This window comes from Streptomyces sp. ATLC9, assembly GCF_057196705.1.
In genome coordinates this window covers 1-14,401 of the sequence record NZ_JBXUOY010000001.1, presented here as the reverse complement: position 1 = coordinate 14,401, position 14,401 = coordinate 1, and the positions used below count along the sequence as shown (strand labels likewise).

General features: G+C 73.6%; 13 protein-coding genes. 4 read left to right on the top strand and 9 right to left on the bottom strand.

Going from position 1 to position 14,401, the window contains the following annotated elements:
- Positions 1 to 83: 83 nt before the first annotated feature.
- From AC2CJA_RS00065 to AC2CJA_RS00055, 3 genes are all read right to left on the bottom strand, one after another.
- Positions 84 to 1,511: a DUF2637 domain-containing protein gene (locus AC2CJA_RS00065; protein ID WP_484600580.1), complete on the bottom strand. Its 1,428-nt coding sequence runs from the start codon at positions 1,509 to 1,511 to the stop codon at positions 84 to 86.
- A gap of 139 nt (positions 1,512 to 1,650) precedes the next feature.
- Positions 1,651 to 2,340: a DUF3558 family protein gene (locus AC2CJA_RS00060; protein ID WP_484600539.1), complete on the bottom strand. Its 690-nt coding sequence runs from the start codon at positions 2,338 to 2,340 to the stop codon at positions 1,651 to 1,653.
- A 359-nt stretch (positions 2,341 to 2,699) separates the two neighbouring features.
- Complete coding sequence (locus tag AC2CJA_RS00055; RefSeq protein ID WP_484600538.1) at positions 2,700 to 3,575, bottom strand: hypothetical protein; 876 nt, start codon at positions 3,573 to 3,575, stop codon at positions 2,700 to 2,702.
- Between the two features lie 245 nt (positions 3,576 to 3,820).
- On the opposite strand from AC2CJA_RS00055, the gene AC2CJA_RS00050 reads away from it, so the two are divergent.
- On the top strand, positions 3,821 to 4,072 hold the full coding sequence (locus tag AC2CJA_RS00050; protein ID WP_484600537.1) for a hypothetical protein: 252 nt from the start codon (positions 3,821 to 3,823) through the stop codon (positions 4,070 to 4,072).
- Here AC2CJA_RS00050 and hemB read toward each other — a convergent pair.
- The 6 genes from hemB to AC2CJA_RS00020 form a co-directional block, all read right to left on the bottom strand.
- Positions 4,036 to 4,968, bottom strand: coding sequence for a porphobilinogen synthase (gene hemB / locus AC2CJA_RS00045; protein WP_484600579.1), 933 nt, complete (start codon positions 4,966 to 4,968; stop codon positions 4,036 to 4,038). The genes AC2CJA_RS00050 and hemB overlap by 37 nt on opposite strands.
- Before the next feature lie 110 nt (positions 4,969 to 5,078).
- On the bottom strand, positions 5,079 to 6,725 hold the full coding sequence (locus tag AC2CJA_RS00040) for a bifunctional uroporphyrinogen-III C-methyltransferase/uroporphyrinogen-III synthase (RefSeq protein WP_484600536.1): 1,647 nt from the start codon (positions 6,723 to 6,725) through the stop codon (positions 5,079 to 5,081).
- Positions 6,722 to 7,702, bottom strand: a complete 981-nt coding sequence (gene hemC, locus AC2CJA_RS00035; protein ID WP_484600535.1) for a hydroxymethylbilane synthase — start codon at positions 7,700 to 7,702, stop codon at positions 6,722 to 6,724. Before hemC ends, AC2CJA_RS00040 begins: the two co-directional genes overlap by 4 nt.
- Complete coding sequence (locus tag AC2CJA_RS00030) at positions 7,699 to 9,060, bottom strand: glutamyl-tRNA reductase (protein WP_484600534.1); 1,362 nt, start codon at positions 9,058 to 9,060, stop codon at positions 7,699 to 7,701. The genes hemC and AC2CJA_RS00030 overlap by 4 nt, the downstream gene beginning before the upstream one ends.
- A 73-nt stretch (positions 9,061 to 9,133) precedes the next feature.
- A complete protein-coding gene (locus tag AC2CJA_RS00025; protein WP_484600533.1) occupies positions 9,134 to 9,925 on the bottom strand; it encodes a redox-sensing transcriptional repressor Rex in 792 nt (263 codons plus the stop codon).
- A gap of 307 nt (positions 9,926 to 10,232) precedes the next feature.
- Entirely contained in the window at positions 10,233 to 10,478 is a 246-nt protein-coding gene (locus tag AC2CJA_RS00020) for a glutaredoxin family protein (protein WP_484600532.1), read from the bottom strand.
- Positions 10,479 to 10,623: 145 nt separating this feature from the next.
- Here AC2CJA_RS00020 and AC2CJA_RS00015 point away from each other — a divergent pair, with 145 nt between their 5' ends.
- The 3 genes from AC2CJA_RS00015 to AC2CJA_RS00005 all read left to right on the top strand — a co-directional run bounded on the left by AC2CJA_RS00015 (position 10,624) and on the right by AC2CJA_RS00005 (position 14,172).
- Positions 10,624 to 11,562, top strand: coding sequence for an HAD family hydrolase (locus AC2CJA_RS00015; protein ID WP_484600531.1), 939 nt, complete (start codon positions 10,624 to 10,626; stop codon positions 11,560 to 11,562).
- A gap of 324 nt (positions 11,563 to 11,886) precedes the next feature.
- Positions 11,887 to 12,666, top strand: coding sequence for an ECF subfamily RNA polymerase sigma factor, BldN family (locus AC2CJA_RS00010; RefSeq protein ID WP_484600530.1), 780 nt, complete (start codon positions 11,887 to 11,889; stop codon positions 12,664 to 12,666).
- Between the two features lie 219 nt (positions 12,667 to 12,885).
- Entirely contained in the window at positions 12,886 to 14,172 is a 1,287-nt protein-coding gene (locus tag AC2CJA_RS00005; protein ID WP_484600529.1) for a DUF5667 domain-containing protein, read from the top strand.
- Positions 14,173 to 14,401 lie beyond the last annotated feature (229 nt).

Here is a 14,401-nt window from a genome sequence, read left to right as displayed (position 1 = left end):
TTCCGCACTCGGGCCGGGAGGGCCGGCCTCCCGGCCCGGGGGCTCGGCTCCCTGCCGGACGGAGCCGGCCACCCGGCGGGCGGTCAGCCCCCCAGGCCCGTCCGGTACCGGTCCTTGAACTCGTGTACGTAGGGGCGGAGATAGGACTCGCTCAGGGGACCGCCGTTGGCGTCCTTGATGCCCTCGTCCAGGAGTGTCAGAGCGAGCTGGTGAGGGTTGGGGAAGTCGCTCTTCTCCACGATGTACCTGTGGTAGGCCCGGTAGTAGGCGTCCTCGCGGGGCATCCCATCCGGTATGCCGACGGGCTCGTCGGCCACTTCCGCCTCTGCTTCCGGCCGGGCTGTACGCTGCGCCGGCACAGGGGCGGAGCGGCTGTCCGACGGCGCCCCGCCCAGCGGGCGGTGGGGCCCGCCCGGATTGGCCGGGTCCCTCGGAATCGTCAGCCCGGTCGCGGGGGCCTCCTCCGGCGCGGACCGGTTCCGGGGCACCGTCTCCGGCACGGTCTCCGGCGCCACAGCCGCCCTTTCCGCCGGTGCGGCCCGCACATAGGTGACCGCCTCCCGTGCGGAAGGCACCGGCTCTTGCGCGGCCTCCCTCACCGTGCCCCCTCTCTCCCCGGCGGTCCGCCAGGACGGCGGAAGCAGTTCGTGCCGCTCCTGTCCGGCCGCCTCCGCGGCCGAGGCTCCGTCCGGCCCGGAGCCGGACCCCTCACCGCTCCGGGCCGCCCCGCCGGGAGCGGGCTCCCGCTCCGCGGAGGTCCCCGCGGGGAGCGCCTCGGCCGGCGTGGTCCTCCCGCTCTCGACCGCGGCCTTCCCGCCCACGGCGGGCAGCGCCTGCGGGTCGATGCCGGCGGCGGCCAGTCCGGCCGGGCCGGTCTCCGCCAGCGGCACCCCGTACCGGGCCAGCCGCAGCGGCATCAGCGCCTCCACCGGAGCCCGCCGCTTCCAGGCACGCCCGTAGCGCGCCCGCAGCCGCGCCTCGTAGATGAGGCGGTCCTGCTCCATGCGGATCACCTGGTCGTAGGAGCGCAGCTCCCACAGCTTCATCCGGCGCCACAGCCGGAAGGTGGAGGGGAAGGCCAGCAGCCAGCGCGAGAGCCGCACGCCCTCCATGTGCTTGTCGGCGGTGATGTCGGCGATCCGGCCGACCGCGTGCCGCGCGGCCTCGACCGCGACGACGAACAGCACCGGGATCACCGCGTGCATCCCGACCCCCAGCGGATCGGGCCAGGCGGCGGCGCCGTTGAAGGCGATGGTGGCGGCGGTCAGCAGCCAGGCGGTCTGCCGCAGCATCGGGAAGGGGATGCGGATCCAGGTCAGCAGCAGGTCCAGGGCGAGCAGCACCACGATCCCGGCGTCGATGCCGATGGGGAAGAACGGCGCGAAGCCGCCGAACCCCTTCTGCTCGGCGAGGTCGCGGACGGCGGCGTACGATCCGGCGAAGCCGATCGCCGCGATCACCACCGCCCCGGCGACGACCACGCCGATGAGTATTCGGTGAGTGCGTGTCAGGTCCACTGCTGCGTCCTCGCGAGATCGTCGTCGGCGCCGGTGCCCGCCGCCCGGCCGGGACGGCGATGGGGAACGGAAGGTCCCCGAGGGGAAGACAGGGTACGCTCGGCGGGTGACGGGGCGGGGGACCCCGGCCCGGTCACTTGACGGCCTTGACGGCCTCCTTCGCCGCCTTCTCCGCGTTCTCGCGGATGTCCTCCGCCTTCGGCGTCCCGCCGGTCTCGAAGCCGGCGCCCTCGTAGTCCACGGTCACCACGACGTTGCCGGTGACGGCGACGACCCGCTGCTCGCGGTACTCCTCGGTCTTCTCGCCGTCCTTGCGCTCGGTCTCGAAGGCTATGGACGTCGCCTGGTCGCCGACCCCGTCGAGCGGGGTGTCCTTGACCTTCTCGTTCTCCTCGTCCTGCGAGACGGCGGCCACCTGCCGGCCGGCGTACTCGGCGGCCCGCTCGCCGCCGCTGCCGAGCGTCACGTCGGAGTCGAACCGCTTGAGGGAGACGGTGAGCGCCCGGTACTGGTAGTCGTCCAGCCCGCTCCACAGACAGGTGCCGTAACCGTCGGCGTCCTTGGAGCCGAGGTTCTTGCCCTTCTTCTTCGCCTCGGGCACCACGTCGCCGACCGTGTCCCCCGAGAGGGTCTCGCATGGGTCGGGCAGGGTGGTGAACTTCACCGGCGCCGGGGTCGGGGACGCGCTGGAGGCGGACGCGCTGGGCGAGGGCTTGGCGGAGTCGTCGCCACCGGAGCCGGAGGAGCAGCCCGCGGCCAGCAGCATGGGCACGGCGGCGCAGGCGAGGGTGCGGACGGCGGTGCGCGTGGCGTTACGGTGCATGGTTCCTTCGCTTCCGGATGTGCTGGGCGCCGGGCACGCCCTGTCGGACGGTACGCCGATCGGGCGATGACACCGCAGCAGCCTAGCGCCGCGTCGGTCAGGGTTTGCCCGGTGGCGAGGCCCCCCCAGCCTCCGGCCGGGGGCCCCAGGTGCGTGCGATCGCCGGGCGGCCGGAGGCCGCGTGTGGTTTGTCCTGCCCGGGCTTTCGGCCAACGCGGCGAGCGGGGTGAACCTCGGCTGACGCGGCACTGGAGCGGCCGCGGCTCCTGCCGGGCGGTTCCGGGGCGGGGTGTGTCCGTCGTCTCAGTTCCGGTGGGGGCGCGGAGCGGGTGGGGCGGGGGCGGGCCGGTGAGCGGGCGTCAGGTCTCGAACCCCCCGACGAGCCGGCCGGCCAGTTTCAGCGCCTTCTCCTGCAGTTCGGCGCTGTCGGGCAGCCTGCGCTCATCCGTCACCCACTGCTCGTACTCGACGGTGACGATGACGTTCCCGGTGCGGAAGGCCAGGGTGATGTCGCGGTGGACGCCCGAGTCCGCGGTGACCAGTTCGTCGTCGATGTACGCGGCGTCCCCGATGTCCTCCAGAGGGCGCGGGGCCAGCGCCGCGCTGGGCGTGGACTGCGGAACGGCGACCTCCGGTTCGTCGTCGCCGCCGCTCTCCGCGGGCTCGCCGCTCCCCGTCCCGGTCGTGCTGCCGGAGTCCTCGCCGCCGTCCCCGCCCGTTTCCTTACCGGAACCGGGGGACTCCTCGTCCGCGGGAGACGAGGGCGGGATGCCCGCCTCCAGCGCCATGTCCTCGTACAGGCGCGCCGCCCGTTCGTCGTCGCTGACGGCGGGGTCGTAGGACACCACCCGCTCGAAGTCGACCAGGAGGTGGCGGCTGCCCAGGCCGGTGGAGTGCTTCCAGCGGCAGCCGACCCGGCGGTCGTCGTCGTAGGTGACGGTCTGCTCGCCCTCGTACGCCGCCGTGGTCTCGTCGCCGCCCTCCGCGCCGTCCTCCGGGGAGGCGCTCTCCACGCCCGGCAGCATCACCCGCAGGAGTCCGGTGTCGACCGCGCCGCAGGGCTCGGGCAGATCGCGGTAGGTGCCGGGCGGGGCCGTGGCGGCGGCGGTGCCGACCGTGCCGGGCCTGCTGTCGGCCGCGGAGCCGCCCGCGCCGGAGCCGCCGGTGCAGCCGACGGTCCCGACGGCCAGCACGGCGACGAGCGCCGCGCCGGTGGCATGTGCCTTCCGCTGCACTGCCCAACTCCTCACGTCCACGCGAACACTCGAAAACACGTTGCCGTCATACGACCACAACAGAACACGATGTCTATCGCACGGTGTCCGTCATATGCGCCGCGGGACCCTCACCCATCGGCGCATATGCAGTAATACGTCCGTCTTCTGTGTGCGGACGTACGCGGTTCGCACGCGATCCGTACACGACTCACACGCATGCGGCAGCGTGTGCTCACACTTCTTCGCCAGGGGGATGAACGAACATGTCGTACACCGAGGTTCCCGGGGCACGGGTGCCGATCCGGATGTGGACCGCCCTCTCCGGCGTCGAGGACGGCGGCGAGCTGACCGTCGACTTCGGCGAGCCCGTGAAGATCACCGACACGTCCGTGGAACTCACCATCACCACGGACGGTTTCCCCCGCGACCGACACCGGCCCCACGGGCCCGGCCCCGGGCACGCCCGGGGGCCGGGGGCTCAGCGCAGCCGCCGGGCCACCTCCGTCGCCCAGTAGGTCAGGATCATGTCCGCGCCGGCCCGCCTGGCGCCGGTGAGCGTCTCCATGATCGCCCGGTCCCGCTCGATCCAGCCGCGCTGCGCGGCGGCCTCGACCATCGCGTACTCGCCGGATACCTGGTAGGCGGCCACGGGCACGTCCACCGCGTCCGCCACCCGGCGCAGCACGTCCAGGTAGGGCAGCGCGGGCTTGACCATCACCATGTCCGCGCCCTCGGCGAGGTCGAGCGCCAGCTCGCGCATCGACTCCCGCGCGTTGGCCGGGTCCTGCTGGTATGCCTTGCGGTCGCCCGTCAGCGAGGAGTCCACCGCCTCGCGGAAGGGACCGTAGAACGCGGAGGCGTACTTGGCCGTGTAAGCCAGCAGCGACACGTCCTGGTGACCGGCCTCGTCCAGCGCGCGGCGGACGAAGGCGACCTGGCCGTCCATCATCCCGCTGGGCCCCAGCACGTGCGCGCCCGCCTCGGCCTGGACGCACGCCATCTCGGCGTACCGCTCCAGCGTGGCGTCGTTGTCCACCCGGCCGCGCTCGTCCAGGACGCCGCAGTGGCCGTGGTCGGTGAACTCGTCCAGGCACAGGTCGGACATGACGACCAGGTCGTCCCCGGCCTCCGCGCGCACGTCGCGCAGCGCCACCTGGAGGATGCCGTCCGGGTCGGTGCCGCAGGAGCCGGTGGCGTCCTTCCTCCCCTCCTCGGGCACGCCGAAGATCATGATCCCGCCCACGCCCGCGGCCACGGCCTCGGCCGCCGCCTTGCGCAGGGTCTCGCGGGTGTGCTGGTACACGCCCGGCATCGAGGAGATCTCCACGGGGGAGGCGATGCCCTCCCGCAGGAAGACGGGCAGGATCAGATCGGCCGGGTGGAGCCGGTGCTCGGCGACCATCCGGCGCATCGCCGGAGTGGTGCGCAGCCGCCGGGGGCGCACCACGGGGAAGTCCCCGTAGCCGCCGCGCCCCCGGTCGTAACCACTGCCGTAGCCGCCGCCGTAGGTGCTCCCGATCGTCACGATGTCCGTGCCCTCCTCCTGGCCGGACGCTTCTCGCTGGGCCGCTGCACCGCCTCGCCGGCCTCGATCATCGCGTCCCGGCGCCTGGCGCCGAACCCCGCCAGCGCCTCGGCCAGCCTGTGCACCGACGGCTCCGGCGCCATGACGTCCACGCGCAGCCCGTGCTCCTCGGCGGTCTTCGCCGTCGCCGGGCCGATGCAGGCGATCACCGTCACGTTGTGCGGCTTGCCCGCGATCCCGACGAGGTTGCGGACGGTGGAGGAGGAGGTGAACAGCACGGCGTCGAACCCGCCGCCCTTGATCGCCTCCCGGGTCTCCGCCGGCGGCGGCGAGGCGCGCACCGTCCGGTAGGCGGTGACGTCGTCCACCTCCCAGCCCAGCTCGATCAGACCCGCCACCAGCGTCTCGGTGGCGATGTCGGCGCGCGGCAGGAAGACGCGGTCGATCGGGTCGAAGACCGGGTCGTAGGGCGGCCAGTCCTCCAGCAGCCCGGCCGCGGACTGCTCGCCGCTGGGCACCAGGTCGGGCTTGACGCCGAAGTCGACCAGCGCCTTCGCGGTCTGCTCCCCGACGGCCGCGACCTTGATCCCGGCGAAGGCGCGGGCGTCCAGGCCGTACTCCTCGAACTTCTCGCGCACCGCCCTGACCGCGTTGACCGAGGTGAAGGCGATCCACTCGTAGCGCCCGGTGACCAGGCCCTTGACCGCACGCTCCATCTGCTGCGGGGTGCGCGGGGGTTCCACGGCGATGGTGGGCACCTCGCTGGGCACCGCGCCGTAGGAGCGCAGCTGGTCGGAGAGCGAGGCGGCCTGCTCCTTGGTGCGGGGCACCAGCACCTGCCAACCGAACAGCGGCTTGGACTCGAACCACGCCAGCCGGTCGCGCTGCGCGGCGGCGCTGAGCTCGCCGACCACGGCTATCGCCGGCCGGGAGCCGTTCGCCGCGGGCAGCACCTTGGCGGCCTTGAGGGTCTGGGCGATGGATCCCAGCGTCGCCGTCCAGGTGCGCTGCCGGGTGGTGGTGCCGTCGACGGTGACCGTCAGCGGGGTGTCGGGCTTGCGGCCCGCCGTGACCAGTTCGGCGGCGGTGGAGGCGACCGTCTCCAGCGTCGTGGAGACCACCAGGGTGGCGTCGCTGGAGCCGACCTCGTTCCACGCCTGGGCGTCGGCGGTCCGCGCGTCCAGGAACCGCACGTCCGCGCCGTGACCGTTGCGCAGCGGCACACCCGCGTAGGCGGGGACCCCGACCGCGTTGGCGATGCCGGGCACGACCTCGAAGGTGACACCCTCGGAGGCGCAGGCCAGCATCTCGCTCGCCGCGTCCGCGTCGAGTCCGGGGTCGCCGGCGACCGCACGGACGACCCGCTTGCCGCCGCGCACGGCCCGCATGACAAGATTTACGGCATCGTCGGCACCCGCGGAGGCTGTTGACGTGTCGTCACCCGCTGCCTGCAGCGGGGTGTCGGCACCTGCCCGCACGTGCGCCCGCACGACGTCGTACACCTGCGGGTCGGCGACCAGTACATCGGCCTGCGCCAGCGCCTCGACGGCGCGAAGCGTCAGCAGTCCCGGGTCTCCGGGCCCGGCGCCGAGGAAGGTGACGTGCCCGTGGGCGCCGTACGAGTGATCGGTGGTGGGGTTCAATGTGCTCGCTCCCCCATCAGACCGGCCGCGCCCTTGGCGAGCATCTCGCCGGCGAGCTCGCGCCCCATGGCCTGGGCCAGGGAGAACAGCTCACCGTCGGACGCCGGTACGCGACCGGTGGTGGACAACTGCACCAGTGTGGTGCCGTCGGTCGTGCCGACGACACCGCGCAGACGCAGCTCGGTGACATCCTGCCCTTCCGCCGGGAAATCGGCCAGTGCGCCGACGGGCGCGCTGCAACCGGCCTCCAGAGCGGAGAGCAGGGTTCGCTCGGCGGTCACGGCGACCCGCGTGCGCGGGTCGTCGAGCTCGGCGAGCAGGGCTGCGAGGTCCGTGCGCGAGGCCGCGCACTCGACGGCCAGCGCCCCCTGGCCGGGTGCGGGGAGCACCGCGCCGGGGTCGAGCAGTTCGGTGGCCTCGCCGATCAGGCCGACGCGCCTGAGGCCCGCGGCGGCGAGGACGACCGCGTCCAGTTCGCCGGAGCGCACGTACCCGATGCGGGTGTCGACGTTGCCCCGGATCGGCACGATCTCGACGTCCCGGCCCAGCGACCGGGCCCAGGCGGCCAGCTGCGCCATGCGGCGCGGCGAGCCGGTACCGACCCGCGCCCCGTCGGGCAGCTCCTCGAAGGTGAGGCCGTCACGGGCGACCAGCGCGTCACGGGGGTCCTCCCGTACGGGCACGGCCGCCAGCGCCAGCTGTTCCGGCTGGCTGGTGGGAAGGTCCTTCAGCGAGTGAACGGCGAAGTCGATCTCGCCGCCGAGCAGCGCGTCGCGCAGCGCGGAGACGAAGACCCCTGTGCCGCCGATCCGGGCGAGGTGCTCACGGGAGACATCGCCGAAGGTGGTGATCTCCACCAGCTCGACGGGCCTGCCGGTGAGCCGCCGGACGCGCTCGGCCACCTGCCCGGACTGGGCCATGGCGAGTCGGCTGCGGCGGGTGCCCAGCTTCAGCGGCTGGGGTGCTTTGGTGCTCATTGCCGCTCCTGTTCGGGGTTACTGACGGCCGCCACGGTCTGCGGGTCGAGGTCGAAGAGCTCTCGCAGCGCGTCGGCGTATCCGGCGCCGCCCGGTTCGCCGGCGAGCTGCTTGACGCGCACGGTCGGCGCGTGCAGCAGCTTGTCGACGACTCGGCGCACGGTCTGGGTGATCTCGGCGCGCTGTTTGGCGTCGAGTCCGGGGAGGCGCCCGTCCAGGCGCGCCATCTCGGCCGTGACGACATCGGCGGCCATGGCGCGCAGCGCGACCACGGTGGGTGTGATCGTCGCGGCCCGCTGGGCCGCACCGAAGGCCGCGACCTCGTCGGCGACGATGCCGCGCACCTTGTCGACGTCCGCGGCCATGGGCGCGTCGGCGGATGCCTCGGCCAGCGACTCGATGTCCACCAACCGTACGCCTTCCAGGCGGTGCGCGGCGGCGTCGATGTCACGGGGCATGGCCAGGTCGAGCAGCGCCATCGGCTCCTCGCGGGAACCGCTGGAGTCGCGGGGTCCGGGGGAGCCGGCGCGCGCGGCGAGCGCGGCCGACAGGTCGTCGGCCGTCAGCACCAGTCCGGTGGCGCCGGTGCAGGAGACGGCGATGTCCGCGTGCGGAAGCTCGGCGGGCATCTCGTGGGCGGGCACGGCGCGCGCGGTGAGCCCGCCGCCGTGGAGCCCGGCGGCCAGGCGCCGGGCGCGCTCCAGCGTCCTGTTGGCGATCGCCAGCTCGGTGACGCCCGCGCGCGCCAGCACCGTGGCGGCCAGAGAGGACATCGAGCCGGCGCCGATCACCAGGGCGCGCCGGCCGCGCGCCCACTCGGCGACCGGGCGCTCGCCGGCGAGCTGCTCCAGGCCGAAGGTGACCAGGGACTGCCCGGCCCGGTCGATGCCGGTCTCGCTGTGCGCCCGCTTGCCGACCCGCAGCGCCTGCTGGAACAGGTCGTTCATCAGCCGCCCGGCGGTGTGCTGGTCCTGCGCCACGGCCAGCGCGTCCTTGATCTGGCCGAGGATCTGGCCCTCGCCGACGACCATCGAGTCCAGCCCGCAGGCCACCGAGAACAGGTGGTGGACGGCCCGGTCCTCGTAGTGGACGTACAGGTACTGGGTCAGTTCCTCCAGGCCGACGCCGCTGTAGCGGGCCAGCAGGGAGGACAGCTCGGCGACGCCGGCGTGGAACTTGTCGACGTCGGCGTAGAGCTCGGTGCGGTTGCAGGTGGAGAGCACCGCGGCCTCGGAGGCGGGCTCGGCCCCGACCGCGTCCTGCAGGAGCTTGCCGCGCACCTCGGGCGCCAGCGAGGCCCTCTCCAGGACGCTCACCGGTGCGCTGCGGTGGCTCAGCCCCACTACCAGCAGGCTCATGCGCGTCCTCCGCTCCGCTCGGGCCGTACGGCGTGCGGTGCGCGCGTGAGGTGTCTCACGGCCGCTCGTTCGTTCATGCCGGCATCACCGCGGGCACGTCCCCGTCAGGTCCCTGTTCGGTCCCCTCGCCGCGTCGGCGTACGGCCGCGGCGGGCGGCGCCGCGGGAGGGGTGGTGTCGCCGCCGGCTTCGCCGGGCGCCTCCTCACCGGCCTTGCGCTGCTCGTGGAAGGCGAGGATCTGCAGTTCTATGGAGAGGTCGACCTTGCGCACGTCCACGCCGTCCGGCACGGACAGCACGGTCGGCGCGAAGTTGAGGATGGAGGTCACCCCGGCGGCCACGAGCCGGTCGCAGACCTGCTGCGCGGCTCCGGCGGGGGTGGCGATGACACCGATGGAGACGCCGTTCTCCTCGATGATCGCCTCGAGATCGTCGGTGTGCTGCACGGGTATGCCCGCGACCGGCTTCCCGGCCATCGACGGGTCCGCGTCGATCAGCGCGGCGACTCTGAAGCCCCTGGAGGCGAAGCCTCCGTAGTTGGCGAGCGCGGCGCCCAGGTTTCCGATGCCGACGATCACGACGGGCCAGTCCTGCGTCAGGCCCAGCTCACGGGAGATCTGGTAGACGAGGTACTCGACGTCGTAGCCCACACCGCGCGTGCCGTACGAGCCGAGGTAGGAGAAGTCCTTGCGCAGCTTGGCGGAGTTGACGCCGGCGGCGGCCGCCAGCTCCTCCGAGGAGACCGTGGGCACCGAGCGCTCGGAGAGCGCGGTGAGCGCCCGCAGGTACAGCGGAAGCCGGGCGACGGTGGCCTCGGGGATCCCTCGGCTACGGGTCGCCGGTCGGTGTGTTCGGCCAGTTGCCACGTTGCTCCTGCCGTCTGCGCGAAGCGGTGAGCGGTCCCGCTGGACACCCGCTGGACATGCGTCCGGACCGCTCCGTCCCGCCCAGGCTATGTCTTTGTGAACGTGTGCACAAAGACGGTGTCCGCTTTGTCCGGCCAAAGTGACCGGTGCCACACGCCCAGGACGGAACCGGATCCCGCCCGGCTCACCTCCCACGTATACGCCCGTCGGCCGTGGAACGTCCTGAGGAGCGGTCGAGACGCGGTCGAACCCCCGGGGGGCGGGCCCTCTCCGCACGGGCCCCCGGCGAACGCCCCCGCCGCCGCGGTCACCCCTCCAGCGCCGCGCGCAGCCGCCGCGGGTCCACCCGCCAGAAGTCGTGCTGCGCGCCGTCCACCAGCACCACCGGGATCTGCTCCCAGTAGCGGCGGTACAGCTCCTCGTCCTGCGTGATGTCCTTCTCCTCCCAGCGCGCGCCCAGTTGCGCGCACACCTCACTGACCACCGCGCGTGCGTCGTCGCACAGATGGCACCCGGGTTTGCCGATGAGAGTGACGGTCCTCATGACCGCCATTGTGCCGCCGCGCCCGGTCACCGCCCTCCCCCGGCCCCCGTCCCCGGCGGGGCCGGGAGCGCGCTCTCCCCGGTTGGCTCAGTCCCCGCCCTGCCGACACCTCTCCGTCACCGGAACCCCGTGGAACACTGGCTATGCTCGCGGCATGGCCGCACTTGGATGGCTCGTTCCCCGCAGGCGTTCGGCGACGGCTCGCAGCGTTCTCGCAGGCGAGGCCGCCGCCGAGGCGGCGCGCAAGACCTCGCGGGAGGTCGACGCGCTCCCTCCCGGCGAGGCGGGGAAGCCGGCGGAACCGGAGTTCCCGGTGCACGGGGACGCCAGGGCGGCGGCCTTCTTCGACCTCGACAACACGGTCATGCAGGGCGCGGCCCTGTTCCACTTCGGCCGCGGCCTGTACAAGCGGAAGTTCTTCCACAAGCGCGAGCTGTTCCGCTTCGCCTGGCAGCAGGCCTGGTTCCGGCTCGCGGGGTCGGAGAACGCCGAGCACATGCAGGACGCCCGTGACAGCGCGCTGTCCATCGTCAAGGGCCACCGCGTCTCGGAGCTGATGGAGATCGGCGAGGAGATCTACGACGAGTACATGGCCGGCCGGATCTGGCCGGGCACCCGCGCGCTGGCCCAGGCACACCTGGACGCGGGCCAGAAGGTGTGGCTGGTCACCGCGGCCCCCGTGGAGACCGCCACGATCATCGCCCGCCGGCTGGGGCTGACCGGCGCCCTGGGCACGGTCGCCGAATCCGTCGACGGCGTCTACACCGGGCGCCTGGTCGGCGAGCCGCTGCACGGCCCGGCGAAGGCGGAGGCGGTACGCGCGCTGGCCGCCGCCGAGGATCTGGACCTCTCCCGTTGCGCCGCGTACAGCGACTCGGCCAACGACATCCCGATGCTCTCGCTGGTCGGGCACCCCTACGCCGTCAACCCCGACAGCAGACTGCGCGCCCACGCACGCGCGCGGGGCTGGCGGCTGCGCGACTACCGGACCGGCAGGAAGGCCGCGAAGGTGGGCATCCCGGCCGCGGCCGGGGTGGGCGCGGTGGCCGGAGGCGCCGCCGCGGCCATGGCGATCCAGCGCCGCCGCCGCTGAGCCCGCCGCCGGGACCGCGACCGGAGCCCGCGGCGCGGGCCCCAGCACCGCTCGCCCGTTCGAACGGGATCGCCCGCCGGCCACAAGCGAACCGCCCGCCGATCGGAAAGTGGCACGAAACGATCGGACCAGCACCCCGGTTCGCCGCCCGGGCGGCCGTAAACGCATAGCAGACCGAACCTAACCGGCGATTTCGGCGACCAGGTGTAGCACCCCCTGCACGAAGCGTTATTCTCCTCAGACGCAATCCGGTGTCCACACGCCCCTGTGACGGGCGGGCGGTCCCGCACTGCACGTGATGGAAGCTCTGCCTCTGGGAGTCCCGTGTACCCACACGTCGGGGTTGACGCCTCGGGCCTGGCTGCGCTGCGCACGCTGGTCATCGACCAACTGCGCGTCCTCGTCCCCTCCGCGCACGCCGTTCCCGCCCTCGCCGCACCTGTCCCCGCAGGCCCCGTCTACGCGCTGGCCGAGGGAGCCGCCGGCACCGCCGCGGGGGGCCGGCGCGCCCGCGCCGCGGCCGCCTCGGGCACCGTCCGGCGGCCGGTGGACGGCGACAGCCGCCGCATGATGGACCTCGTCGAACGCGCCCAGGGCGGCGAGGCCGAGGCCTTCGGACACCTCTACGACCAGTACTCCGACACCGTCTACCGCTACATCTACTACCGTGTCGGCGGCCGGGCCACGGCCGAGGACCTCACCAGCGAGACGTTCCTGCGCGCCCTGCGCCGGATCGGAACCTTCACCTGGCAGGGCCGGGACTTCGGCGCCTGGCTGGTCACCATCGCGCGCAACCTGGTCGCGGACCACTTCAAGTCGAGCCGTTTCCGCCTCGAAGTGACCACCGGCGAGATGCTCGACGCCAACGAGGTGGAGCGCAGCCCGGAGGACTCGGTCCTGGAGTCCCTCTCCAACGCCGCCCTGCTGGACGCCGTCCGCCGCCTCAACCCACAGCAGCAGGAGTGCGTGACGCTCCGCTTCCTGCAGGGGCTGTCGGTCGCCGAGACCGCGCGGGTCATGGGGAAGAACGAGGGCGCGATCAAGACCCTCCAGTACCGGGCGGTGCGGACCCTGGCCCGGCTGCTGCCGGAGGACAGCCGATGACACACGGTGACGCGTGGTAACGTTCCGTTCGGCGGGGGGCGGCGGGGTGATCGCGCCTCCCCCGGGGCGTAACCCCCTCGACCGGTGGTCGTTGTGCGGTTTGCAGACTCCCCGCGGCCCGTCGCGTCCGGACTGCGGCTTCCGAGCCGCCGCCGCACGGCCGTGCAACCCTCCTGTGGGGCAGGGAGTCGACTGTGCTGACGAGAGGAGGTGCCGCCCGTGATGGGAGCCGTATCGCCGAGCCGGCGGGCAAACGCCTTCGCCCAGGCCCTCGACGAGCGCGAGCCCGAGGGTACGGCGGCCGACCGGTCCGGGGGCGCCGCCTCCGCCGCCCCGGCCGGGGCGGCGAAGAGGACGCAAGCCGCGCCGGAGAGCGGACCGCCCGACGAGCGGACGACACTGCTGTCGCTGGCGGACAGGCTCGGCGCCCTGCCGCGACCGGCGCTGGACCCCGGCGTCAAGGCCGCCCAGCGGGCGCGGCTCCTCGCCGCCGCGGAGAGCGCCTTCGCCGGAGTCGGCGAGAGCGCCTCGGTCCCCGGCCCGCGCTCCGCCCGCGCGGGGCGCGGCGGGTCCCACCGGGCCTCTTCGCTGGGAGCATTGCGCAGGCTGCGTCCCAGGACACGGCTGACCAGGGGACTGGCGGCGGGCGGCCTGGGCATCGGCGTCGCGGCGGGCGCCCTCGGCGGAGCCGCCGTGGCCAGCACCGACGCCCTGCCCGGCGACACCCTCTACAGCCTCAAACTGGGCATGGAGGATCTCAGACTCGGAATGGCGGGCGACGAGACCGACCGCGGCAGAGTCCATCTGGACCACGCCTCCACACGGCTGAACGAGGCCCGGCGCCTGCTGGAGCGCGGCCGATCGGGCCCGCTGGACCACGAGTCGCTCGGCGACATCCGCAGGACGCTCTCCCACATGCGCGACGACGTCTCCGAGGGCCACCGGCTGCTCAGCCAGGCGTACGAGCGCGAGGGCGAGATCGCACCGATCCGCTCGCTGTCGTCCTTCTCCCAGTCCCACCGCACCAGGTGGGACGAGGTACGCGCGGGCCTCCCCGTCCAGCTCACCGACGTGGGCGAAGAGGTCAGTTCGCTCTTCGACGCCATAGAGGACGAGGTCGGCCCGCTGCGGTCCCTGCTGGACCCCGGGCAGGAGGACACCGACTCCGTCTCCGGCACCGAACGCGGCGAACGGCCAGGCGCCGGCCGTACGGCCCGGCCGCCGTCGCCCGCGCCCGGTGAGAGCGGTGCGGACGGCGCGGAGGAGGGCGACCGGGACGGTGGACGGCGGCCCAGCCCGTCCGGCTCGTCCGGATCCGCCGCCCCGGACGGGGAGAGGCTTCTCCCCGATCCCGGCGATCTGCTGGAACCGTCTCCCGGCGAGGACGGCACGTCGGCGTCACCGGACGGCGCTCCCCGGCTCCCCGAGCCGGACATCACCATCCCGCCGCTCCTCCCGAACCTCCTGCCGGGGCTGGGGATCGAGGCGGGTGACGACTCCGACTAGTACCGCGTCGGTCAGGGTTTGCCCGGTGGCGAGGCGCCCTGGCACGTGCGATCGCCGGGCGGCCGGAAGCCGCGTGTAGTCGTCCTGCCCGGGCTTTCGGCCAACGCGGCGAGCGTGCGTGCCAGGGCGGCGAGCGGGGCGAACCCTGACCGACGCGGCACTAGCGGACGGGGGGGGGCGGGCCGCGGGGGCTCCCGCCCCCCCCGGCGCCCCCCCGCCCGCCGCCCGC

Excerpts from the sequence above, each read along its gene's own strand:
- AC2CJA_RS00020 (WP_484600532.1), bottom strand. The coding sequence starts at position 10,478 with ATGGCGGTCATGAGGACCGTCACTCTCATCGGCAAACCCGGGTGCCAT.
- hemB (WP_484600579.1), bottom strand. The coding sequence starts at position 4,968 with ATGCGCCGGATGGTCGCCGAGCACCGGCTCCACCCGGCCGATCTGATC.
- hemC (WP_484600535.1), bottom strand. The coding sequence starts at position 7,702 with ATGAGCACCAAAGCACCCCAGCCGCTGAAGCTGGGCACCCGCCGCAGC.
- AC2CJA_RS00030 (WP_484600534.1), bottom strand. The coding sequence starts at position 9,060 with ATGAGCCTGCTGGTAGTGGGGCTGAGCCACCGCAGCGCACCGGTGAGC.
- AC2CJA_RS00060 (WP_484600539.1), bottom strand. The coding sequence starts at position 2,340 with ATGCACCGTAACGCCACGCGCACCGCCGTCCGCACCCTCGCCTGCGCC.
- AC2CJA_RS00015 (WP_484600531.1), top strand. The coding sequence starts at position 10,624 with ATGGCCGCACTTGGATGGCTCGTTCCCCGCAGGCGTTCGGCGACGGCT.
- AC2CJA_RS00050 (WP_484600537.1), top strand. The coding sequence starts at position 3,821 with ATGTCGTACACCGAGGTTCCCGGGGCACGGGTGCCGATCCGGATGTGG.